This window comes from Rhodanobacter ginsengiterrae, from assembly GCF_050026815.1.
GTDB lineage: Bacteria > Pseudomonadota > Gammaproteobacteria > Xanthomonadales > Rhodanobacteraceae > Rhodanobacter > Rhodanobacter ginsengiterrae.
In genome coordinates, this window is the sequence record NZ_JALBWO010000057.1 from 400,120 (window position 1) to 423,038 (window position 22,919).

General features: G+C 66.8%; 21 protein-coding genes. 13 read left to right on the forward strand and 8 right to left on the reverse strand.

Going from position 1 to position 22,919, the window contains the following annotated elements; genetic code table 11:
- The first annotated feature begins 22 nt into the window (after positions 1-22).
- The 4 genes from plsB to ACQGNJ_RS16845 all read left to right on the forward strand — a co-directional run bounded on the left by plsB (position 23) and on the right by ACQGNJ_RS16845 (position 4,449).
- Positions 23-2,680 carry a glycerol-3-phosphate 1-O-acyltransferase PlsB gene (gene plsB, locus ACQGNJ_RS16830; protein WP_426690397.1) on the forward strand — a complete coding sequence of 886 codons (2,658 nt, stop codon included), beginning with the start codon at positions 23-25 and terminating at the stop codon, positions 2,678-2,680.
- Between the two features lie 28 nt (positions 2,681-2,708).
- Positions 2,709-3,476, forward strand: a complete 768-nt coding sequence (gene ubiE, locus ACQGNJ_RS16835; RefSeq protein WP_426690398.1) for a bifunctional demethylmenaquinone methyltransferase/2-methoxy-6-polyprenyl-1,4-benzoquinol methylase UbiE — start codon at positions 2,709-2,711, stop codon at positions 3,474-3,476.
- 92 nt (positions 3,477-3,568) lie between these two features.
- Positions 3,569-3,835 (forward strand): DUF2249 domain-containing protein, encoded by a 267-nt coding sequence (locus tag ACQGNJ_RS16840; RefSeq protein ID WP_426690399.1) that lies wholly within the window; start codon positions 3,569-3,571, stop codon positions 3,833-3,835.
- Positions 3,835-4,449 carry an FmdE family protein gene (locus tag ACQGNJ_RS16845; RefSeq protein ID WP_426690400.1) on the forward strand — a complete coding sequence of 205 codons (615 nt, stop codon included), beginning with the start codon at positions 3,835-3,837 and terminating at the stop codon, positions 4,447-4,449. The genes ACQGNJ_RS16840 and ACQGNJ_RS16845 overlap by 1 nt, the downstream gene beginning before the upstream one ends.
- Positions 4,450-4,503: 54 nt before the next feature.
- Here the strand turns inward: ACQGNJ_RS16845 and ACQGNJ_RS16850 are convergent, their stop codons facing one another.
- Together ACQGNJ_RS16850 and ACQGNJ_RS16855 are read right to left on the reverse strand one after the other, a co-directional pair.
- Complete coding sequence (locus tag ACQGNJ_RS16850) at positions 4,504-5,202, reverse strand: glutathione S-transferase family protein (RefSeq protein WP_426690401.1); 699 nt, start codon at positions 5,200-5,202, stop codon at positions 4,504-4,506.
- Between the two features lie 22 nt (positions 5,203-5,224).
- A complete protein-coding gene (locus ACQGNJ_RS16855) occupies positions 5,225-6,142 on the reverse strand; it encodes a DMT family transporter (RefSeq protein WP_426690402.1) in 918 nt (305 codons plus the stop codon).
- A gap of 138 nt (positions 6,143-6,280) precedes the next feature.
- Here ACQGNJ_RS16855 and ACQGNJ_RS16860 point away from each other — a divergent pair, with 138 nt between their 5' ends.
- The 3 genes from ACQGNJ_RS16860 (at position 6,281) to pip (ending at position 9,587) form a co-directional block, all read left to right on the forward strand.
- On the forward strand, positions 6,281-6,775 hold the full coding sequence (locus ACQGNJ_RS16860) for an Lrp/AsnC family transcriptional regulator (RefSeq protein WP_426690403.1): 495 nt from the start codon (positions 6,281-6,283) through the stop codon (positions 6,773-6,775).
- A 24-nt stretch (positions 6,776-6,799) separates the two neighbouring features.
- On the forward strand, positions 6,800-8,497 hold the full coding sequence (gene acpA / locus ACQGNJ_RS16865; RefSeq protein WP_426690404.1) for an acid phosphatase: 1,698 nt from the start codon (positions 6,800-6,802) through the stop codon (positions 8,495-8,497).
- Between the two features lie 136 nt (positions 8,498-8,633).
- A complete protein-coding gene (gene pip / locus ACQGNJ_RS16870; protein WP_426690405.1) occupies positions 8,634-9,587 on the forward strand; it encodes a prolyl aminopeptidase in 954 nt (317 codons plus the stop codon).
- A gap of 16 nt (positions 9,588-9,603) precedes the next feature.
- Here the strand turns inward: pip and ACQGNJ_RS16875 are convergent, their stop codons facing one another.
- Complete coding sequence (locus tag ACQGNJ_RS16875) at positions 9,604-11,793, reverse strand: hypothetical protein (protein WP_426690406.1); 2,190 nt, start codon at positions 11,791-11,793, stop codon at positions 9,604-9,606.
- A 206-nt stretch (positions 11,794-11,999) separates the two neighbouring features.
- Between ACQGNJ_RS16875 and ACQGNJ_RS16880 the strand changes: the two genes are divergently transcribed.
- The 4 genes from ACQGNJ_RS16880 (at position 12,000) to ACQGNJ_RS16895 (ending at position 16,358) form a co-directional block, all read left to right on the forward strand.
- Entirely contained in the window at positions 12,000-12,641 is a 642-nt protein-coding gene (locus tag ACQGNJ_RS16880; protein ID WP_426690407.1) for a glutathione S-transferase family protein, read from the forward strand.
- 73 nt (positions 12,642-12,714) lie between these two features.
- Positions 12,715-14,565, forward strand: coding sequence for a M1 family metallopeptidase (locus ACQGNJ_RS16885; RefSeq protein ID WP_426690408.1), 1,851 nt, complete (start codon positions 12,715-12,717; stop codon positions 14,563-14,565).
- Between the two features lie 108 nt (positions 14,566-14,673).
- Positions 14,674-15,618 carry an alpha/beta fold hydrolase gene (locus ACQGNJ_RS16890; RefSeq protein WP_426690675.1) on the forward strand — a complete coding sequence of 315 codons (945 nt, stop codon included), beginning with the start codon at positions 14,674-14,676 and terminating at the stop codon, positions 15,616-15,618.
- A gap of 194 nt (positions 15,619-15,812) precedes the next feature.
- Entirely contained in the window at positions 15,813-16,358 is a 546-nt protein-coding gene (locus ACQGNJ_RS16895; protein ID WP_426690676.1) for a sterol desaturase family protein, read from the forward strand.
- A 22-nt stretch (positions 16,359-16,380) separates the two neighbouring features.
- On the opposite strand, the gene ACQGNJ_RS16900 is transcribed toward ACQGNJ_RS16895, so the two are convergent.
- The 4 genes from ACQGNJ_RS16900 to ttcA form a co-directional block, all read right to left on the reverse strand.
- Positions 16,381-17,151, reverse strand: a complete 771-nt coding sequence (locus ACQGNJ_RS16900; protein WP_426690409.1) for a M48 family metallopeptidase — start codon at positions 17,149-17,151, stop codon at positions 16,381-16,383.
- A 116-nt stretch (positions 17,152-17,267) separates the two neighbouring features.
- Positions 17,268-18,185, reverse strand: coding sequence for a recombination-associated protein RdgC (locus tag ACQGNJ_RS16905; protein ID WP_426690410.1), 918 nt, complete (start codon positions 18,183-18,185; stop codon positions 17,268-17,270).
- Positions 18,186-18,314: 129 nt separating this feature from the next.
- Complete coding sequence (locus tag ACQGNJ_RS16910) at positions 18,315-19,517, reverse strand: amino acid aminotransferase (RefSeq protein ID WP_426690411.1); 1,203 nt, start codon at positions 19,515-19,517, stop codon at positions 18,315-18,317.
- A 35-nt stretch (positions 19,518-19,552) separates the two neighbouring features.
- Positions 19,553-20,413 (reverse strand): tRNA 2-thiocytidine(32) synthetase TtcA, encoded by an 861-nt coding sequence (ttcA, locus tag ACQGNJ_RS16915; RefSeq protein WP_426690412.1) that lies wholly within the window; start codon positions 20,411-20,413, stop codon positions 19,553-19,555.
- Positions 20,414-20,561: 148 nt separating this feature from the next.
- Here ttcA and ACQGNJ_RS16920 point away from each other — a divergent pair, with 148 nt between their 5' ends.
- Positions 20,562-20,768, forward strand: coding sequence for a YdcH family protein (locus tag ACQGNJ_RS16920; protein WP_426690677.1), 207 nt, complete (start codon positions 20,562-20,564; stop codon positions 20,766-20,768).
- 15 nt (positions 20,769-20,783) lie between these two features.
- Positions 20,784-21,386 (forward strand): GNAT family N-acetyltransferase, encoded by a 603-nt coding sequence (locus ACQGNJ_RS16925; RefSeq protein ID WP_426690413.1) that lies wholly within the window; start codon positions 20,784-20,786, stop codon positions 21,384-21,386.
- 61 nt (positions 21,387-21,447) lie between these two features.
- On the opposite strand, the gene pssA is transcribed toward ACQGNJ_RS16925, so the two are convergent.
- The gene (pssA, locus tag ACQGNJ_RS16930) at positions 21,448-22,848 is read right to left on the reverse strand and encodes a CDP-diacylglycerol--serine O-phosphatidyltransferase (protein ID WP_426690414.1); all 1,401 of its coding nucleotides are present in this window, start codon (positions 22,846-22,848) and stop codon (positions 21,448-21,450) included.
- Positions 22,849-22,919 lie beyond the last annotated feature (71 nt).

Consider the following 22,919-nt stretch of genomic DNA (forward strand, 5'->3'; position numbering starts at 1 on the left):
CCGTTAGAATAGGCGGATGCAAATGATCAGTACCGCGGACGCTCCGGCCCGCCCAAGCGCACCCTGGTGGTTCAACCTGGCCGGCCAGTTGCTGCAGCCGTGGGTGCGAATCCGCCGCGATCCGGCCGAACCGGCCAGCTTGCTGCAAGCGGGTGCGCCGGTCTGCTACGTGATCGAACGCGACGGTTTCTCCGACGCGCTGATCCTGCAGCGCGCCTGCCGTGAGGCGGGCCTGCCCAGCCCGATGCAAGCCCTGTCCGGCACCCGTCGGCGGCGTTCGGTGTTCGCCCTGACCCGCCGCGATGGCTGGATCTTCGGACGCAACCGCAAGCGCGCCGCCAGCGAGCCGCTGCGCCAGCTGGTGCATTCGCTGGAGGGCCGGCCCGAACTCGATGTGCAGATCGTGCCGGTGTCCATTTACGTCGGCCGCGCGCCCAGTCGGGACAGCGGCTGGTTCCGCGTGCTGTTCTCGGAAAACTGGGTGATGGTCGGCCGCTTCGGACGCCTGCTGGCGCTGCTGCTGAACGGACGCGACACGGTGGTGCACTTCTCCGCGCCGGTGTCGCTGCGGCAGATGCTGGACGAGTCCGGCACGATTGCGCCGGAGCGTTTCGCGCGCAAGGTCGCCCGCGTGCTGCGCACCCACTTCCATCGCATCCGCGCCGCGGTGATCGGACCGGATCTTTCACACAAGCGCACCGTGGTCGACGCCGTGCTGAACGCCGAACCGGTGCGCGCGGCGATTGCCTCCACCGCCGCCAGGGAAAAGATCAGCCACGCCAAGGCCTGGCGCAAGGCGCACAAGCTGCTGCTGGAAATCGCCGCCGACTATTCGCATCCGGTGGTGCGCTCGGCCTCGTTCCTGCTCAGCAATTTCTGGAACAAGCTGTACGACGGCATCGCCATGCACCACTTCGACAAGGCCCGCGCCGCGGCGCCCGGTCACGAAGTGATCTACGTGCCCTGCCACCGCAGCCACACCGACTACCTGCTGATGAGCTACCAGCTGCACGTGTCCGGCGTGGTGGTGCCGCACATCGCCGCGGGCGTGAACCTCAACCTGCCGGTGATCGGGCCGATCCTGCGTCGCGGTGGCGCGTTCTTCCTGCGCCGCAGCTTCCGCGGCAACGCACTGTATTCGGTGGTGTTCAACGAGTACGTCGCACAGCTGATCGATCGCGGCGTGCCGATGGAGTACTTCATCGAAGGCGGCCGCTCGCGCACCGGGCGCCTGCTGGCGCCGCGCGCCGGCATGCTGGTGATGACCGTGCGCGCGTTCCTGCGAGCACCGCGCCGGCCGGTGCTGTTCCAGCCGGTCTACATCGGCTATGAGAAATTGATGGAAGGCGCCTCCTACGCCGGCGAACTGAGCGGCAAGGCCAAGGAGAAGGAGTCGCTGATCGGCCTGCTGCGCGGTCTCAAGGTGCTGCGCCAGCGGTATGGCCATGTGGCGCTGAATTTCGGCGAACCGATCGAGCTGACCCCGCTGCTGGACGCGGCCAGCAGCGACTGGCGCACCGCCGGCGCAGATCCCGACGCCAAGCCGGAGTGGCTCAATGGTGTCACCGATCACCTTGCCGAACAGATCCAGATCAACATCAACCGCGCCGCCGACGTCAATCCGATCAACCTGCTGGCGCTGGCGCTGCTGGCCACGCCGAAACACGCGATGGCCGAAAGCGACCTGCTGACCCAGCTGGAACTGAGCAAGTCGATGCTGGAGGAATTGCCCTATTCGGATCGGGTCACGATGACCCCGATGAACCCCGCCGCGATCATCGCCTATGGCGAGCAGATGGCCTGGATCCAGCGCGTGCAGCATCCGCTCGGCGACGTGCTCACGGTGGGTGCCGAGCAGGCGGTGCTGCTCAGCTACTTCCGCAACAACGTGCTGCATCTGAACGCCACCGCCGCCTGGGTGGCCTGCTGTTTCCTCAATAACCGACGCATGGCGCGCGCCTCGGTGCTGCGGCTGGGCCGGATCATCTATCCGTTCATCCAGGGCGAACTGTTCCTGCCGTGGGATACCGACGGCTTCGTGGAACAGCTGGAGGCCACCATCGACTTCTTCGTGCGCCGCGGCCTGCTCGAATGCACCAACGATGGCCGCAGCCTCGAGCGCAGCCCGGGCCAGGACGATGGCGCGTTCCAGCTCAAGGTCATCGCACGCAGCCTGATCCAGGCGTTCGAGCGTTACTACATCACCATCGCCGCGCTGGCCAAGAACGGTCCGCACACGATGAGCGGCGGGGAACTGGAAAACGCCTGCACGCTGACCGCGCAGCGGCTGTCCCTGCTCAATGAGCTGAGCGCGCCGGAGTTCTTCGACAAGGCGTTGTTCCGCGGCTTCATCCAGAAGCTGCGCGAGCGTCGCATCGTGTGGACCGATGCCGACGGCAAGCTCGACTACGACAGCGCACTGGAAGGCATGGTGCGCGATGCGCGGGTGATCCTTTCGCGCGAGGTGCGCCACTCGATCCTGAAGATCACCCCCGGCGGCGACAAGGAAGCGGCCAGCGACGATCACGCCGATGCCGGTGAAGTGGCTGCGCCGCAGGTCGCTGCGCTGCCGGACGACGCCTCGGCAAGCGACCTGCACCGGCGCCACGTCGATGCCGAGCACCACCAGCACGAGCGACGCAGCGGCGACGACCGCCGCGACGCGCCGCCCGACGCCTGACAACGGCGTTCCTGTAGCATTGCCCGCCATGAACGAACAGCCCAAGACCCCGCCCGAATCGACCACCCACTTCGGTTTCCGTGACGTGCCGGTGGGCGACAAGCAGAAGCTGGTCGGCCAGGTGTTCACCTCGGTCGCGCGCAGCTACGACCTGATGAACGACCTGATGTCGTTCGGCGTGCACCGCTTGTGGAAGCGCCACTTCGTGGCGATCAGCGGGGTACGCCGCGGTGACCGCGTGCTCGACCTGGCCGGCGGCACCGGCGACATCGCGGCGCTGCTGAAGCCCGTCGTCGGCGAACAGGGCGACATCGTGGTCGGCGACATCAACGCGGCGATGCTCGGCGTCGGCCGCGACCGCATGACCGACCGCGGCCTGGTTTCCGGCCTGCGCTGGGCCCAGCTCAATGCCGAGGCGCTGCCGTTTCCGGACCACAGCTTCGACGCGGTGACGATGGCCTTCGGCCTGCGCAACGTCACCGACAAGGACAAGGCACTGGCTGACATCTGCCGCGTGCTGAAGCCCGGTGGTCGCGCCTTGGTGCTGGAATTCTCCAGGGTGCAGAGCGAACTGTTCAGCAAGCTCTACGACTTCCACTCGTTCAGGATCCTGCCCAAGCTCGGCCAGCTGTTCGCCGGCGACGCCGACAGTTACCAGTACCTGGCCGAGTCGATCCGCAAGCACCCGGACCAGCAGACCCTGAAAGGCATGATGGAACGCGCCGGCTTCGGCCGGGTCGAGGTGCGCAACCTCACCAACGGCATCGTGGCGATCCACCGCGCGTACAAGTTCTAGCAGCGCGAAGATCGATCCGGACTGATCCAGATCAGCGGCTCGCCGCGACGCGCGGCGTATGTTGGGCTCCCTTTCCCCGTGGGCCCAACCCCATGCCCCTCGATGTCATTGCCGAACAGAACACCCACCTTTTCGACGCACGCGGGGTGGCCCGCCGCTTCCGCCACTCGGCGATCTTCGGCGCGATCGGCGCGCTGCGCTCGGGCGAGACCATGCGCTTCGTCAACGACCACGACCCGATCCCGCTGATCGCCCAGTTGCGCGAGCGCCTCGGCGACAATCTCAGCGTGACCTATCGCCAGCGCGATGCCGAGGCGGTGGTGATCGACTTCGGCATCCGCGGCTTGCCGGTCGAGTGATGCGCTACCCGAGCTTCTTCGATCAGGTGCCGGCGATCACCCTGCGCGATCCGCTGGCGGCGCTGCTTGGCGCCGCCGACGACGGCCTGATCGACTACCACTACATCGATGCCGTGCGGCTGGCCGGCCACTCCTGCCCCACCGTGGCCGGCGCCTGGCTGATGGCGCGTGCCGCGCTGCGCTGGCTCTACCCCGATGGCCCCGCCGAGCGCGGCGGCGTCACCGTGGCGATGGCCGGTGCGGAGGACGAGGGCGTCAACGGCGTGATCTCCCAGGTGTTCACCCTGATCACCGGCGCTGCCGCCGGCAACGGCTTCCACGGCATTGCCGGTCAGTTCGCGCGGCAATCGCTGTTGCGATTTTCCACGCCGGCGGGCGGTGCCGGCTTGCAGGTTCATCGACGCGATAACGGCAAAGGCGTGTCGGTGGAACTGGACATGAGCAAGATCCCCGCGCCGGCCAATCTGCGCCCTCTGCTGGGCGCGGCGCTCGATCCGCTAGCCACGCCGGAACAGCGCGCCGCGTTCGGGCAAGCCTGGCAGCAGCGCGTGAAATGCCTGCTGCTGGAGCATGCCGATGATCCGGAAATCGTTCGCGTAACGCCTTTGAACTGACCGGCATGGCCCACCCGGCGTGGCCGCCATGGCATGGCGAGCTGCGCGGAAGCCTCAGTCGGCCGGGGCACGCAAGTCCTGCTGGACACTGCCCGACTGGCGCGCTTCACGCTCGTGCTCTTCGTCACGCCAGCGCTCCTGCAACGCGGCGGCATACCAGCGCTGCATGCCGTGCAAAGCCAGCAACCGTTGCACGTAATCGGTTGCCGCTGCACCCAGGCGCAACCCGTACGTCTGGACGCGGAAGGCTACCGGCGCGAAGAAGGCATCGACGGCACCGAACCGCGCACCGGCCAGGAACGGCCCGCCGAAGCGGGCCAGCCCCTCGCTCCACAATTCGTCGATGCGGGCGATGTCGGCCTGCAGCGCCGCCGGCAACGGCTCGGCAAGACGGATGCGCAGCCCGCAATTCATGCCGCACTGATTGCGCAGCGCCGCAAAGCCCGAATGCATTTCCGCGGCGGCGCAGCGCGCCCAGGCGCGCGCATCCGGAGCAGACGGCCAGACGTCCGCATGCCGTTCGGCCAGGTACTCGGCGATGGCCAGCGAATCCCACACCACGCGGTCGCCATCGTGCAGGCACGGCACCTTGCCGTTCGGCGAGAATGCGCGAAACGCCTGCCAGCTGGCGCCGTTGCCCTGGGCGAACGTCACCAGGTGTTCGTCGAACGGAATGCCCAGATCGCTGAGCAACAGCCATGGCCGCAGCGACCACGACGAATAGTTCTTGTTGGCGATGTGCAGCTGATACATGCGGCGCAACCTCCCGGGTCAGTCAGTGCTGTTTGCAGGTCTCGATGATCGGCACGACCGGCACCGGCCGTCGCCGCGCGTTGGCCAGCACCACGCCACCGATGGTGACCGCGCCACCCGCCAGGATCAGCGCGTTCGGCACCTCGTGCAACCACAGCCAGCCGATCAGCAGGGCGATCGGCGGCGACAGGTAGATGAAGCTGCTGACCTGCGATGCCGAGGCACGGTGCACCGCCATGTTCCAGGCCAGATAGCCGATGAAGGTCGGCGCAATGCCCAGCCACAGCAGCGCGCCGATATGCGGCCACGACGCTGCCGCCAGCGCCTGCGGCAAATGCCAGCCGAAGGGCAGCGCGCCCAGCGTGCCGGCGAACATTGCAAACGCGGTGACGCCGACCATGCTGCTGCGCGCGAACAGTGCTTTCTGGCCGACGAAGAAGATCGCCGAGACGGCTACGCAAACCAGCACCAGCAAGGCATGCGGATCCACCTCCACCCGCTGTCCGCTCGCCAGCACCACCAGCACCGTGCCGAACAGGGCCAGGGCCAGGCCGATCCAGGTGCGCAGGGTCAGTCGCTCGCCGATCCAGAACGCCGAGACCGCCGCGGTGGCGGCCGGCACCAGCGAGATCAGGATCGAGGCGGTGCCGCTGGCGATCCGCGTCTCGGCATAATTCAGGCACAGGTGATACACGGTGAGGCCGAGTACGCCGAGCAGGGCCAGCTGCGGCCAGTCGCGCGGCGCCGGCAGCGGCGCCCGCCTCACCCGCAGCAACACGGCAAAGCACAGCGAGCCGATCAGCAAGCGCGCAAACGCCACCTCGCCGGGCGTGAACGACGGCAACGCATAGGCGATCGCGGCATACGCCGACGACCAGGTGAGCAGGGCAATCGCGATGGCCAGCAGCGCACGGCCATCGAGACGATCAACGGTACCCATGGGACGCATTCCTGAAACGGGGAAGTGCGCATCCTAGTCTTGCCGGTCGCGCCGAGGAATAATGCACCGAAGCGTTTCACGCCGTTTCGCCAGCGATCGAATCCATCGATGGCTGGTCCTGCCTTGGAATCGAAAGTCATGGAGTCAAAGCTCGAACTGGACGGCAAGGACTGGCAGTTGCTGGAGGCCCTGCAGCAGGACGCGCGCCTGGGTTACGCCGAACTCGGCCGCAAGGTGCGGCTGTCCGCACCGGCCGTGGCCGAGCGGGTAAAGCAGCTGGAGGAAGCCGGCGTGATCACCGGCTACCGCGCCAGCGTCAACCCGAAGCGGCTCGGCTACGGCATCAGCGCGATGATCCGGCTGCGCTGCGACGGCATCACCTGCGCGCGCATCGGCTCGCTGGTGGAAGACATCCCCGAGGTGCTCGAATGCCGCCGCCTGGCCGGCGAGGATTCCGCCCTGCTGCACGTGGTGGCGATGTCGATCGGCCACCTCGAAGCGGTGCTCGACCGCCTGCTCAAGACCGGTGCCAGCAACAGCACGACCACCCTGATCGTGCTGCAGACGCCCCACGAGAACCGCCCGTTGACCCGCGCGATGTGGAACGCCGCGCTCGCCATGTCACGCGACTGAACCCTTTCCCCGACGACCCATCCCATGACCGACAAGCCCACCAGCCAGCCACCCTCCGCCACCACCGACGCGCCAGCCGATCCCCAGCGCCGTCGCCTGCTGGGCGGCCTCGCCGTGGCCGGCGCCGCACTTGGCCTGGGCAGTTGCCGGATGCCCGGCGACCGCCCGGCAGGCGCCACCACGGCCGCATCCGATGCCGCACTCGACGCGCTGCTGCGGCAGCACATCCAGCATGTGGTGGTGCTCTACGCCGAGAACCGCAGCTTCAACAATCTGTTCGCCGGCTTTCCCGGGCTGGCGCAGCCGCTGCAGGCGCTCGACTCGCCCGCCTACCGCCAGCGTGATCGCGACGGCAGCGAGTTCACCACCCTGCCGCCGGTTTGGGGCGGTCTGGCGCCCCGGGCACAGACCGTCAACGGGCGCCACTACCAGATCGGCGAAGAGGCGATCACCGGCCTGCCCAACCGCCCGTTCGCCTTGCGCACGCCGGACGGCGATGCCCTGCCGCACGGCGTGATAACCCGCGACCTGATCCATCGCTTCTACGAAAACCAGCTGCAGATCAACGGTGGCAAGAACGATGGCTTCGTCGCCTGGGGCAATACCGGCGCGATGACCATGGGCCACTACGCGGACAGTGCGGCCAACCTGCGCCTGTGGCAGCTGGCCAGCCAGTACACCCTGTGCGACAACTTCTTCATGGGCGCGTTCGGCGGCTCCTTCCTCAACCATCACTACCTGGTCGCCGCGCAGCCGCCGTACTTTCCACAGGCCGACCAGCACCCGGCGAAGATCCAGATCGCCACCGTCGCGGGCGATGATCCGGCTGGCCTGCAGCGCGTGATGGCCGAGGATTCGCCACCAAGCGCAATGCAGGGCCGGCCGGAATTCGCCTCGCGCGATGCGCTCACGCCGGACTTCTGGGCAGTCAACACGATGGGGCCAGCCTATGCACCGGCGTTCACTCACGACAAGCACGATCCGCGCCTTGCCGACCTGGACAGCCACAACACCTTGCCGCCGCAAGGGCATGCCAGCATTGGCGACCTGCTGTCCGAGGCCGGCGTCGACTGGGCCTGGTATGCCGGCGGCTGGCAACTGGCGCTGGACGGCCATGGCGATGGCGATCACCAGGCCTTCCCGGAAATACCGAACTTCCAGATCCATCATCAGCCGTTCAACTATTTCCGCAGTTTCGCGCCGGGCACACCCGCCCGTGCGCAGCATCTGCGCGACGCCGGTATCGGCAGCAGCGCCGACAGCAACCACTTCCTCGCCGCGGTCAAGGCCGGCACGCTGCCGCCGGTGACGTTCTACAAGCCGCAGGGCGACCTCAACATGCATGCTGGCTACGCCAGTGTCGACGCCGGCGACGAGCACCTGGCGCAAGTGGTCGAAGCGCTGCAGGCCAGCCCGCTATGGCCGAACATGCTGGTGGTGATCACCGTCGACGAGAACGGCGGCTGGTGGGATCACGTGGCGCCACCGAAGGGCGATCGCTGGGGACCGGGCTCGCGCATTCCGGCGATCATCGTGTCGCCACACGCGAAGAAGGGTTTCGTCGACCACACCGTCTACGACACCGGCTCGATCCTGCGCTTCATCACCCGCCGCTTCGGCCTGAAGCAATTGCCCGGCCTGAAACTTCGCGACGCCTCGATGATCGCCGCCGGCGGCCCGCCACCCGGCGACCTCACCAACGCCCTGCAGTTCGACGCTTAATCACTCTCTCCCCTGCTCGCAGGGGAGAGCTGGGTTGGGGTCGCTCTTGATCCGAATATTTGAAAGTCAAAAGCCTCACCCCCTCCCAACCTCCCCCTGCAAGCAGGGGGAGGAGCTAAAAATCACGAGGATCACCATGCGCGACTTCTACCCCGACATCCAGCCCTACCAGACCCATCGCCTCGCCGTCGACCCGATCCACACCCTGCACGTCGAGGAATGTGGCAACCCTGACGGCCTGCCGGTGGTGTTCCTGCACGGCGGACCCGGCGCCGGGCTGTCCGCCTATCACCGCCGTTTCTTCGATCCGGCGCGCTACCGCATCGTGCTGTTCGACCAGCGCGGCGCCGGCCAGTCCACTCCGTTCGCCGAACTCACCGACAACACCACCTGGCACCTGGTCGCCGACATCGAGACGATCCGCGCGCAGCTGGGCATCGAGCGCTGGGTGGTGTTCGGCGGTTCGTGGGGCTCCACGCTGGCGCTGGCTTACGCGCAGACGCATCCGCAACGCGTGCTCGGCCTGGTGCTGCGCGGCATCTTCCTCGGCCGCGAGCCCGAGCTGCGCTGGTTCAACGAAGTCGACGGCGGTGCCTCGCGGATCTTCCCCGAACGCTGGGCACGCTTCCGCGACTTCATCCCCGAGGTCGAGCGCGACTCGATGCTGGACGCCTACTGGCGCCGCCTGACCAGCAATGACGAGGCGACCCGGCTGGCGGCGGCGCAGGCATGGAGCGCATGGGAAGGTGGCAGCACCACCCTGCTGCACGATCCCGACGGTGGCGGCGATTTCGAGGACCCGCACAAGGCGGTCAGCCTGGCCGTGATGGAAGCGCACTACTTCCGCCATGCCATCTTCCTTGAACCAAACCAGTTGCTGCGCGACATCGAGCGCATCCGCCACATTCCCGCCACCATCGTGCACGGCCGCTACGACATCATCTGCCCGATGGCCAGCGCGTACGATCTCAGCCAGGCCTGGCCCGAAGCGAAGCTGCACGTGGTGCTGGCCGGCCACAGCGCCGCCGACCCGGCCATCGTCGACCAGCTGGTGCAGGCGACGGACCGGCTGGCCGATCGCTACGCATAGACAAGATCGTGCACGCTCAGCGAGCCGAGGTCGCCTCGGCCGGAAGCAGATCCGGCTGCGCCTGATACCAGCGCTGGGCATGCAGCAGATGGAAGTGGCGCTTGCCGTCGACCAGTTCCACGCCCAGGCCCAGCACGCCCCAGCGTGCGTAGAGATCGCCACTGGGTTTGCCGTCGCTCACGCGCAGATGCGCGAACAGGTCGACGCGCCGGTTGCTGGCCACCAGATGATCGAGGATGAAGTCACCGCGCTGCGCTTCAAGTTCCACGTGCGCGGTGGCCTGGCCGTCGTTGATCACGTTGGCGATCCATTTGGGAAATGCGCTGCGATCGGCGAACAGCGACAGCAGCAGGCTGACGTCCTTCATCACCAGCGTGGCGCTGCCACGCACGCGCATGGGGCGATCCCAGTCCAGATGGCCATTTTTCAAGGTGGCCTTGACCCACCACGGCGGCGCGCTGGAGCCTTCGACGCGCACGCCATCGAGCGCCAGCGTGAAGGCGTTGAGATTGAAACTGTGGCCATCGCGGGTGGCGTGATCCAGCCTCGTATCCATGCTGAGCCTGCCGGCAAGACGCGACACACCCAGCGCCAGTCGCGCCGAGGCGCTGCTCATCTGCATGCGGCCGTCACTCACGTCACCCTTGCCATCGAGGGTGAATTCCGCGCTCATTTTTCCGCTGCCCTGCACGAAATACAGGCTCTTGCCCGGCAGGTAATGGTTGTAGGCACGCAGGTCGGGAACCTCGGCGTCGGCGAAATGCAGGCGGGCCATGAAGTCGCGGCCGATGCTCGCAAGGTCGGCGGATGACTGCAGCGCCACCTGCAAAGCATGCCCATGCAGATAGGCCTGTCCGGGCGAGTTGCGCGGCGCCAGCGTGAAGCGATCCGCCATCATCTCCACCACGGTGTGCGCAGCGTCCTTGCCGGCCAGCACGCGCGCTTGCGCACGCGTGCTGCCGGTGAACACGTTGTCGAGCAGGTCCGCCACCAGCGATGCCTGCGGCACGTCGACGTGGCTGCCGGGCAGCAGCCGACCCGCCTCGATCTGCACGGCGCCGACGATGTCGCCCGCGCCATTCAAGTGCAGCCAGGGTCTGGACTGCGTCAGCGGCGCCAGCCAGCGCAGCGAGGCGAAATGCCAGCGCGCCTCGGCGGTGCCAGAAAGCATCCGCAACGCCTCGGCAGTCGACGGCCGCGGCAACAGTTGCCGGCTGGCGAACTGCAGATGCGCTTTCAGCTGGTTCAGTGCCGTGGCGCTGCCGCTACCCGGGGGTGGCGGAATGCGCGCATCGATCATCAGCGCATCGGCCAGCACGGCAAGATCGAGCTGACCGCGACGTTGTTGCTGGGTGCCATCGGCATCGGTGATCGCCACCGGTGCGTTCCATTGCAGGCGTCCACCCGGCGCCAGCGTGCCGTGATCGAGCAGGAAGTCGGTACTGAGATGGCCGGTCAGCGACGACAGTCGGACCGCCGTCGCGCCGGCCTGGTCGGCCCCCAGCGCGATGGTCGGCGTTGCGCCCTCCGCGATGACATGGATGTGCGCCCGCGCGATCTTCTGCCAACCCGGCGGCTGCTCGTGGGTAAAGGGATCGAACGCAAACTGGACATCAAGCCTGGCGTCGTGCAGCAGTTCCAGGTGCCGATAGTGCACACGCGCTTTCGGCATCAGCACGCGTGAGGGGAAAATGGTCGTCGAACCGCCGCGCAACTGGTGGGTGAAGCCGAGCTCGGCCTCGCCACCCCCGTCGGCCACCAGATCGCCCATGCGCACTTGCCGCAGCGATGTCGTGCTGACCCGATCGACCGTGATGCGCCAGGCATCGCTGCGCCATGGTGGCGGCTTGAGATCGACACGGGTCGGCTGGATTTCCAGGCTCACCGCCGTGGTGCGCACCACGCCGAAACGCAGTTGGTGCCGCAGCAGCGGCCACAGCATGATGCGGCCGCTCGCTGCATCGCCCTGCGCGCTCCACAGCAATTGGCGCGCCTGCCCGTGCAGGCGCAGATCATGCGCGTGAATCTGCCCCGGCCACAGCGTCCATGCCCATGCCCACTGCGCGTGGAAGACCTGTGGCTTGCGGTTGACCTCGGCCGGAGCAAGCGGACTGTTGAGAAAGACGTTGCCGGCGATCAGGTACAGCACATACAGCACGCCCGACAGCCACAGCAGTCGACGCATGGGTGCGGGCAATGTGCGCATCAGGTTCGGTTCGTGACATGGACGGCCCAGCATGGCGAGATGCGCGTGATGGCTGGGTGGAGCGTGCAGCCCATGCCTCCCCTGCTGGAAACCACCAGCGGCCATCAGCGGCCATCAGCGGCGAGGACAAACCAGCGCAAGAATCGGATGGCTTGCAACGGGTGCGCCTTCGACACTGCACTTCAACTTCTACAGGAATGCCGGCCATGCTGACGCTGTTCGACTACCCGCCTTCGCAGAACGCGTGGAAGGTGCGCCTGCTGCTGAATCATCTGGGCCGGCCGTATCGCACGGTACCGATCAGCATCTTCGAGGGCGAAGGCCAGACCGCGGCGTTCCGGCGCATCAACCCCACCGGCACCGTGCCGGCAATCCAGTTGGAGGACCGTCGCGTACTGGCCGAATCGAACGCGATCCTCGCCTATCTCGCCGACGGCACGCGGTATCTGCCCAGCGATCCGTTCGACCGCGCCAAGGTGCAGCAGTGGCTGCATTTCGAACAGGAGCGGGTGGAAGCGGTGATCGGCTCGCTGCGCCACTGGACGATGACCGGCAAGCTGGCACGGCGCTCGCCGGAAGTGATCGAAGCCAAGCGCCAGTCGGCGACGCGATCACTGGGCATCCTGGAAAGCGAACTGTCGACACGGGCATTCATCGCCGGCGACCGCTACACCATCGCCGACATGGCCTTGTTCGCCTACGCCAGTCGCGCCGAGGAAGCCGGACTTTCGCTGGAGGCCCGGCCGAATTTCCGGGCGTGGATCGCGCGAGTCGAAGCGCAAGCGGGCTTTCTCGCCACCATGCATCCCTACGCGACCGATCCGCACTCGAGCAGGGAACTGCCGTAAACCCGGCTTCCGCCACGGGCAGCCGCAACGGGGGCAATGGCATACTCGGGGTTTTCCGGCCCGAGAGTTCCCCATGCGCCTGCTCCCCGCCCTTGCCTTCAGTACGCTGATATTGCCGCTGGCCGCCCACGCCGGCGACCCGAATTCCTACGCCCAGCCCGACCAGGTGCGCGTGACCCATCTGGATCTCGCCCTCACGATCGACTTCCCGCACAAGCAGCTGGATGGCCAGGCCACGCTGAAGCTGGACTGGAAGAATCCGCAGGCGCAGGCGCTGGTGCTGGACACGCGCGACCTGAAGATCGCCAAGGTCGAGGCGCTGGGTGCCGACGGCAAGACCACGCCGCTGAAATATGCGCTGGCACCGCGCGACAAGCAGCTGGGCAGCAAGCTGACCATCGCCACGCCGAAGCACCCGACGCAGGTGCGCATCGTCTACACCACCGCGCCGGCTGCTTCGGGTCTGCAGTGGCTGACCCCGGCGCAGACCGCCGACAAGAAGCTGCCCTTCATGTTCTCGCAGTCCGAATCGATCCACGCCCGTTCGTGGGTGCCGCTGCAGGATTCGCCGGCGATCCGCTTCACCTACGACGCGCGCGTCAGCGCGCCGAAGGACGTGCGCGTGGTGATGAGCGCGATCAACGACGCGCAGCATCCGCTGGATGGCGACTTCAGCTTCGACCAGCCGCATCCGATCCCGTCCTACCTGCTGGCGATTGCCGCCGGCGACATCGCGGTGAAGGAAACCGGACCGCGTTCGGCCGTCTACGCCGAGCCGTCGGTGGTCGCCAAGGCCGCGCACGAGTTCGAGGACACCGAGAAGCTGATCGCCACCACCGAGCAGCTGTACGGCCCGTACGCCTGGGGCCGCTACGACATCCTGGTGCTGCCGCCATCGTTCCCGTATGGCGGCATGGAAAACCCGAACATGACCTTCGCCACGCCCACCGTGCTGGTCGGCGACAAGAGCCTGGTCTCGCTGGTCTCGCATGAGCTGGCGCATTCGTGGTCGGGCAACCTGGTGACCAGCGCCGCGTGGCGCGACATCTGGCTCAATGAAGGCTTCACCACCTACGTGCAGGGCCGCATCACCGAAGCGGTGTACGGCAAGCCGCTGGCCGACGAGGAGGCGCTGCTGTCGGCCCGTGCGCTGCAGAAGAGCATCGGCGCGATGCCGGCCAACTCGCAGAAGCTGGCGCCCGATCCGCGCGGCGTGGGCGCCGACGACTCGCTGTCCGACGTGGCCTACGACAAGGGCTCGTGGTTCCTGCGCACGCTGGAACAGCGTTTCGGCCGCGCGAATTTCGACGACTACCTCAAGGGCTACTTCGCCCACTTCGCCTGGCACAGCATCACCACCGAGCAGATGCTCGACTACATGAAGCCGAACCTGATCGAGAAATATCCCGGCAAGATGCGCTGGGACGAAGTGAAGGCATGGGTCTACGGTGAAGGCATTCCAAAGGATGCGCCGCTGCCCGACTCGCCGCGCTTCAACGCGATCGACCAGGAACGCACCGATTTCCTCGCCGGCAAACTCGACGCGGACAAACTCGACGCGAAGGACTGGAACACGCAGGAATGGATGTACTTCCTCGACCGCCTGCCCGACGCACCACCGCTGGCGCGGATGCAGCAGCTCGATGCCGCCTGGCATCTCACCGGCACGCCGAACGCGGAGATCGGCATGCGCTGGTACAGCCACGCGATCGCCGCCGGCGACAAGGCGGTGTGGCCGGCCGCGGAAGAACACATGACTCGCATCGGCCGGCTGTATCTGACCACGCCGCTGTACAAGGCGCTGGTGAAAACGCCGGAAGGCCTGGCCTTTGCCGAGCAGGTCTATGCGAAGGCGAAGGACGGCTACCACCCGCTGACCCAGCAGGTGGTCGAAGGCATCATCGCCAAGGCGAAGAAGAAGTAATCAAGGCCCCTCCCCTGCGATGCAGGGGAGGGAGCATTCGCACTCGCCAACTGACGAAAAACCACCATGCAGCCATCGACAAACCCCACCTCGCCACTGTGGAAACGCATGCTGTTGCGCCGGCTGAAATTCCTGGCGTGGCTGGTCGCATTACTGGTGATCGTGCTGGGCGGCAGTTACCTGTTCGCACCGCAGTGGTTGCTGCAGGCGAACATCAAGCGCGAGGCGATGGCCGCCCACCTGGAGCAGCATGCGGTGCAGGCCGGCGATACGCGCTGGGTCTACGACGAGGGCGGCGAGGGTCCGACCATCGTGCTGCTGCATGGCTTTGACGCGGACCGCAGCGTATGGCTGAAGACCGCCAAGCTGCTCACCCCGCATTTCCACCTGATCATCCCCGACCTGCCCGGCTGGGGCGACTCCTCGCGCAACAGCGGCGCCAGCTACAACGTCGACGCCCAGGCGGCGCGGCTGGACAGCTTCGTCAAGACCTTGGGGCTGCAACGCTTCGTGCTGGTCGGCCACTCGATGGGCGGCGCGATTGCCGCGGTCTACGCAAGCGAACATCCAGAGCAGGTGGCCGGACTGGCGCTGGTCGACTCGTTCGGCCTCAAGGCCACGCCCAATGCGTTCGACCGCGCGGCACTGGCGGGCAAGAACCCGTTCATCTATGACGATCGGGCCGGCTTCGAACGCGCCACCTCGCTGGCCTTCGAGCAGCCGCTGGACCTGCCCGGCCGCTTCGTCGACGCCCTGGTGAAGCGCAACCAGCGCGACCACGCGTTCATCGAAACCGGTTTCAACGCACTGCGCGAGCCGTCGCAATATCTTGCCGTGCAGAACCGCCTGGGCCAGCTGACCATGCCGGTGCTGGGCCTGTGGTGCCACGATGACCGCATCGTCGACATCTCCGCGCTGGACAGCCTGCGCAACGGCCTGAGTGCCTCCAGCGCGATCAGCACCAGCACCATCAATGGCTGCAATCACATGCCGATGCTGGAAAAGCCCGAGCAGACGGCGCAAATCCTGACCGGTTTCGCGCTGTCCCACTGAATGGAATCCCCGCCTGTCGCCGCCGATACTGAATAAAAGCCCGGCAGTAGGACCCGTGGTCGTGAATTAGGCGTGACAACATGGGACAATGACCGATGACGCCTCCTTCCGGCGTACCACCGCGTGGCAATGGAACAATGCAGCGACTGACCAATCAAAGCCTTTGGCGCGCTGGCGTGGACGCCATCGTGAGGATGTCCTCGACGCGGACCAACTACTGGGCCGAAGTCGCGGTGGACGGCATGTTGTGGCTGGTGCTGCTGCTGGTCGGCTGGCAAAGACATACCGGTGGCGCGCTGACGGCCATGCTGGCACTGGGGCTTGGCCTGTTCGCCTTCAGCTTCATCGAGTATTTCTTCCATCGCTGGATGTTCCACACCCGCATCCCGCTGTTCACCCAGGGCCACGACCTGCATCACGCCCGGCCACTGGGCTACGACTCGCTGCCGTTCTTCCTGCCACCGGTCGTGCTGCTGATGCTGGCCGGGCTGTTCGTGCTGATCATGCCGACCGGCTTCGCCCTGCTGCTGGCCAGCGCGATCACGCTGGGCTACATCCTGTACGGACTGAGCCACTTCGTGATCCACCATGTGCGCTTCAAGCAACCACTGCTGCGGCGCTGGGCCGGCGCACATCACGTGCACCACTATCATCCGGAGAGCAACTTCGGGGTGACTTCGTCGCTGTGGGATGTGCTGCTGGGCACGAAATACGTGCGGCAGGCACGCAAGCTCGACTGAGCCGGCTTCCGCGGGTGGTCGCCTAGTCCGCGACGTCGTCGATCAGCCGGTCGAGTTCGGCCTTCAGGATCGCGCCGTGCTGGCGCAGCCAGTCGCGCTGTTCGCGCCAGCCGGGCAGCAGGTTTTCCACCTGGGTCCAGAACCGCGGTGAGTGGTTGCGCACTTTCAGATGACACAGCTCGTGCACCAGCACGTAGCGCAGCGCCGACGGCGGGGCCAGCGCCAACGCGAGGTCGAGGTTGATGCGGTCACGCGTATCCAGGCTGCCCCACAGGCTTTTCATCGGGCGGATGCGCAGTGAGGTGGGCGCCAGGCCCAGCAGTGGCACGTAGCCGGCCAGCCAGCGGGAGACGTCGCGACGGATCAGCGATTCCAGGTGCGAGGCCAGCAGGCCGCGGGCGATCGGCAGGGCGCGCGTATGCGGCCGGGGGATGACCAGGGTCAGCCCGTCGGCTTGCGCCTCGATCTTCGGGTACGGACCTTCGGCCCAGTCCAGCGCCGCCGTCTCGCCGCGCAGCGGGAAGCTGCACGGATAGCCCACGCGCAACGGCGGCAGCGGTTTCACGATCAGATGGAGTTCGTCGAGCTTCTGCTCCAGCCACTCGGCGTGGGTGCGCAGGAACGCGCTGACCTGGGCCGGATGGGTGCCGACCGGATAGGTCACCCGCGCACCCTGCGGGGTGATGGTCAGCCGCAGCCGGCGCGCACGCGGATGGGCGGACTTCAGCACGCGGATCAGGCTGCCGCCCGCCGTGGCCAGTTCCAGCCAGTCGCCTTCCAGATGCTGCGCCATGATCCTGCCTGCTCTCGCCTGGGCTCATGCTGATCGAACGGGGAACCCCGCTGCCGGAAGGCGGCGGGGTTCCCAGTATGGCCCGGGCGCAGGTGAAACGGGTATGGATATTTCGTTCAGCTGTCGGCCGGACGCGGCAGGCCGAACCACTCTTCCAGCTTGCCCAGCAAGCGCTCCAGTTCCAGCGTCAGCAGGGCGAAACTGGCGTCCAGCTCGGCCTGGGCGTCCTGCTGGCTGTCGCCCAGCTCGTCCATCACCACGTCGAGGAACTTCAGCTTGCGCACGATCAGGTCTTCGCCCAGCACGAAGCTGATGCGCTCATCGAAGGTGAGACCGAGCATGAACACCTGCTTGCCGTTGCGCAGGTGTTCCTTGACCTCCTCGGCGTCCAGGTCCTGCCGGCGGCAGCGGGCGATCGCGCCGGTGGCGGTGGCCGGGTCGCGCAGTTCGCATTCGTCGCCCAGCGCCAGCCCGGCCGGCAGGTTGCCGGTGGCCAGCCAGTCGGTCATCAGCACCCGCGGGCCTTCCTCCGGCGCCAGCGGCACCGCCGGGAAGCTGCCCAACGCCTCGCGCACCTGGCTCAGCGCGTTCTCGGCCGACTTGCGACTGGAGGTATCGAGCACCAGCCAGCCATTCTTCTTGTCGACATAGGCGGACATCCGCGAGTTGCGCACGAAGGCGCGCGGCAGCAGCTCGGTCAGCAGGTCTTCCTTGATCCGCTTGCGCTCGCGCCCGCCGACCTTGCGGTCTTCCTCTTCGGCGATCTTCTGCACTTTGCGCTGCAGCTCGTCGTTGATCACTGCTGCCGGCAGCAGCTTGTCCTCGCCGCCCACGGTGAGCAGGGTGCACTGCTTCACCGCATGCGTGAGCGGCTCGTTCTCGCCGCGCCCGACCGGCGGCACGAAACCCCTGGTGAACATTTCCAGCGGGCCGCACGGGCGCAGGCGGTGCTCGGCCAGCGCCTCATCGAGGCGGTCGAGATCGGTGGCGACGGCGGGGGAAAAGCGGAACAGCGTGAGGTTGCGAAAAAACATTCAGGAATCCGGATCAGTGCCGCCGGGAGGCAGCGGGTTCGCCGTCTTTCCGGCGAAAGCCGGAATCCATTGCCTTGATATGAAAGACGCTGGATCCCGGCTTTCGCCAGGATGACGATCATGAGGGTGTCAGCGGCAGACAGCGGCAACCGCTGCAGCCACGGTATCGAGGTTGGCGTGGTTCAGCGCGGCCACGCAGATGCGTCCGCTGTCGAGCGCGTAGATCGCGTATTCATCCCGCAGCCGGTGCACCTGCGCCTTGCTCAGGCCGGAGTAGGAGAACATGCCCGCTTGCTTGTTGATGAAGCCGAAATCCGCCGCGTCGAGTGCAGCCAGTTTCTCGACGAAACCCGCACGCATCGCGTGGATGCGCCCGCGCATGCCGCCCAGTTCCGCCTCCCAGCGCGTGCGCAATTCGCTGCTGCCGAGCACGCCGGCGACCAGCGCGGCGCCGTGGGTGGACGGGCTGGAATAGATCGTGCGGATGACCTGCTTGATCTTCGACTGCAGCCGCGCGGCCTCGTCGCGATCGACACCGACCATCGACAACGCGCCGACCCGCTCGCCGTACAGCGAGAACGACTTCGAGTAGGAGTTGGCGACCACGAAGGCGTCGATGCCCGATTCGCCGAGCAGGCGCACGGCCGTGGCGTCGGCTTCGGTGCCCTGGTCGAAGCCCTGGTAGGCCATGTCGACGAACGGCAGCAGCCTGCGCTCCTTCAGCAGCTCGATCAGCTGGTGCCACTGCGCCGCGTCCAGATCCACGCCAGTGGGGTTGTGGCAGCAGGCGTGCAGCAGCACCACCGTGCCCGGTTCCAGCCGGCCCAGATCCTCCAGCATGCCGGTGAAATCCAGGCCATGCGTGGCGGCGTCGTAATAGCGGTATTCCATCAGCTCGAAGCCGGCCGTGCGGAACACCACGTGGTGGTTGCCCCAGCTCGGGTTGCTGATCGCGATCTTCGCGCCGGCACCGCTGACCTGCTTGAGCAGATCGGCGGCCACGCGCAGCGCGGCGCTGCCGCCGATGGTCTGCGCGGTGGCCACGCGGCCCGCCGCCAGCACCGGCGACTGGGCGCCGAACACCAACTGCTGGGTCAGCTGGTTGTACGCGGCCAGGCCGTCGATCGGCAGATAGCCGCGCGGTTTCGCGGCGGCGGCCAGGGCGTTCTCCACTTCGTGCACGCTCGGCAGCAGCGGAATGCGGCCCTGCTCGTCGACGTAGATGCCCACGCCAAGATTGATCTTGCCCGGACGCGGATCGGCCAGGTAGGTCTCGGTGAGTCCCAGGATCGGGTCGCCCGGGGCCATTTCAACGGAGGCAAAGAAGGACACGGCGGTTACTCGACAGTGAAGTGGATGAAAGAGGTTCAAGCCTGCGCAGCGTGGTTCTCGTCCGCTGCCTCGACCGGCCAGTCGGAAGCCGCGGCAGACGCACCGAAGTGAAAGTCGAACAGTTGACGGTCGGCCAGTTGCGAGGGTGACACGTGGCTCAGCGCACGAAAGATGTTCTCGCTGCGTCCGGGTTGGTGCAACTCCCAGTCCGCCAGCATCCGCCGTATCGCCTGGCGCTGCAGGTTGTCCTGCGAGCCGCACAGGTTGCACGGAATGATCGGGAACTGCTGCTGCGTGGCGTACTCGGCGATATCTTGCTCGCGGCAATACGCCAGCGGGCGGATCACCACGTGGCGACCGTCGTCCGAGCGCAGCTTCGGCGGCATGGCCTTCAACTGCGCCTGGTAGAACAGGTTGAGAAAGAAGGTGGCGAGGATGTCGTCGCGATGATGACCGAGCGCGACCTTGGTGATGCCATTCGCGGCAGCCCACGAATACAGCGCCCCGCGACGCAGGCGCGAGCACAGGCTGCACATGGTCTTGCCCGCGGGAATCACCCGGGTCACCGTGCTGTAGGTGTCCTGCTCGATGATGTGGAACGGTACGCCGCGCGCACGCAGGTAGTCGGGCAGCACGTGTTCGGGAAACCCCGGCTGTTTCTGGTCCAGATTCACCGCGATCAGTTCGAAGCGCACCGGCGCCTTCGCCTGCAACTGCAGCAGCAGGTCGAGCAAGGTGTACGAATCCTTGCCGCCGGAAAGGCACACCATCACCTTGTCGCTGTCCTCGATCATGCCGAAATCGCCCACGGCCTGCCCCACCTGGCGACGCAGGCGTCGGGCCAGCTTGCCGGTGTCGGTAACGTGAGGGCGGGAGATCGGCAACGGGACGGACATGACGGCCGAGGCAGGGACAGGAGCCCTTCATTGTAGCGGCCCCGGCCGCCGCCAGCCGCATGCGCGCGCAGCGCCGCCAAACCCGCCGGAATCAGCGGGGCCAATCGGCGTTACACTTGGAGGACCGCCGCCCAGCCTCATCACCGTCATGCAGGTCCAGGATCACGCTGAAATCGTCCATCTGCTCGCCGAGTTGCGGATGGAACACCGCGACCTCGACGCGGCGATCGATCGGTTTGCCTTCGCGATCGGTCGCGACGAGCTGCAGCTGACCCGGCTGAAGAAACGCAAGCTGCTGTTGAAGGATCACATCGCGCGGCTCGAGAGCAAGCTGATCCCCGACCTCGACGCCTGAACACCCCGGATGCCCATGACTGCGTTCACCCCGATCCGACTGCAGGACGACCACGTCGTGCTGGAACCGTTGAGCCTGGAACACGTGCCGGCACTGGAAGCCGCCGCCGCCGACGGCGAGTTGTGGAACCTCCGGGTCACCAGCGTGCCGCCGCCGGGGCAGGCACGGGAATATGTGGCAAAGGCTCTGCAAGCCCAGGCCGAGGGCCACATGTTGCCGTTCGCCGTGCGTGAAGCGGGCACCGGCGAGATCGTCGGCAGCACGCGCTATTACGAAATCGACGCTGCCCTTCCCCGCCTCGCCGTCGGCTACACCTGGTACGCCAAGCGCTGGCAGAAAAGCCATCTCAACACCGCCTGCAAGCGGCTGTTGCTGGAGCACGCGTTCGAGACGCTGGGTTGCGTGGCGGTGGCCTTCCACACCGACGAAATGAACGAGGATTCGCAGCGCGCGATCGAACGCCTGGGCGCCCAGCGCGAAGGCGTGCTGCGCGCGCACAAGCGGCGCGTCGATGGCAGCCTGCGCAACACCGTGTGCTTCAGCATCCTCGCCGAAGAGTGGCCGAACGTGGCGAACTGGCTGGACATGCGCCTGAGCCGCCTGGCGGCAAACCGGTAACAGCGCACCTTGCGCGCGATGCGCTTGGTGACGAACAGGATTCACGCACTTCGGTATGCCTCTACAGCAGCCGGTTGAGCAACCGGTCGAGCTGGGTACGCTTGAGCCGCTTCAGCAGCTTGCGTACCTCGGCCGGATACCGTCGCGGGCTTTCCAGTGCGTGATAGTCCGCCAGTCGCGTGGCGTGCTGGCGCAACGCCGCCCATTCCGCGGAGTGCCTCGCCTGCAGCAGGCGTGAGGGGTCACGCAGGATCAAGCCGTTTTCCAGGTCCAGCGACCACGCACGCGGATTGAGGTTGTTGCCGGTCAGCACGGCCACGTCGTCGTCGATCAACAGGCCCTTCAGGTGATAGCTGTTGTCGCCGTCGCGCCACAGGTGCAGGTTGAGCTGGCCGCTGTCGATCTGCCGGCGGTGCGCACGCGCGAAGCGGCGCAGGTTGTTCTCGTACAGATAGGGCAGCAGGCCGATGGTCTTGAACGGCTCGCCAGGCGGGATGTAGAAATCGTTGGCGGTCTTGTCGCCGACCATGATGTCGATGCGGCAACCGCGACGCAGCAGCTGGCCCAGCACCAACCGCACCGGGCGCGGCAGGTTGAAATACGGGGTCAGCACGATCAGTCGCTCGCGCGTGCTGCGCAACAGGTCGAGCAGCGCCTCGTTGAGCGCGTTGTCGTTGCGACCGAAGCCGGGCAGCGGGGTCACCATCACCTGGCCCGCCGCCAGCGTGGCGTGCGGCACCTCGTAGCGGGCGCGCTGCAGCGCCTGGCGGAATTCGCGGATCGCCGGCTGCAAGGTGCGGGTGCCGGGCACATCAGCCACGTTCAATCGCCGCACCGCCTCGCTGCCGACGAAATGCTGCTGCACGAACCCGGCCATCGCGTCGGCCAGCCCGGCGTGCCGCAGCAGGTGATACCGATCGAGCCGATAGCGTCCATGCCGGGCCAGGTAAACATCGTTGAGGCTGGCGCCGCTGTAGAGCACGGCGTCGTCGATCACGAAACCCTTCAGGTGCAGCACACCGAACAGTTCGCGGCTCTGCACCGGTACCCCGTAGATGTCCACGCCGGGCCCGAACCGCCGGGCGTACTCGCGGTACATGCCGGCATTGCCTTCGCTCTTCTGCTTGCCGATGAGGCCGCGCTGCGCGCGATGCCAGTCAACGAAAACCGAAATCTGCAACGCCGGCTGCCGCGCCTTCGCCGCATACAGCGCATCGAGCACCTCGCGGCCGCCATCGTCGTCCTGCAGGTACAGCGTGACGATCACGATACGCCGGGTGGCGCTGGCGATCAGGCGCAACAGCGTCTGGCGGAAGGCCGCCGGATCGGGCAGCACGGTGATCGCGGCGGCCGGCACGGCAAAGAACGGCAAGGCGTCCAGCACTGCGCCCGGCTTGCGCCGGCGCGGAAAAGGCAGCATGCGGCGCGCGAGGCGACCCGGGGCGGAAATCAGCTTGTTCATCGGCACAACCATGGGTAACAACGCCCATCATCGCAAACCGGGGCGAATGATGCGCCTGGCAGCGCCCAGCC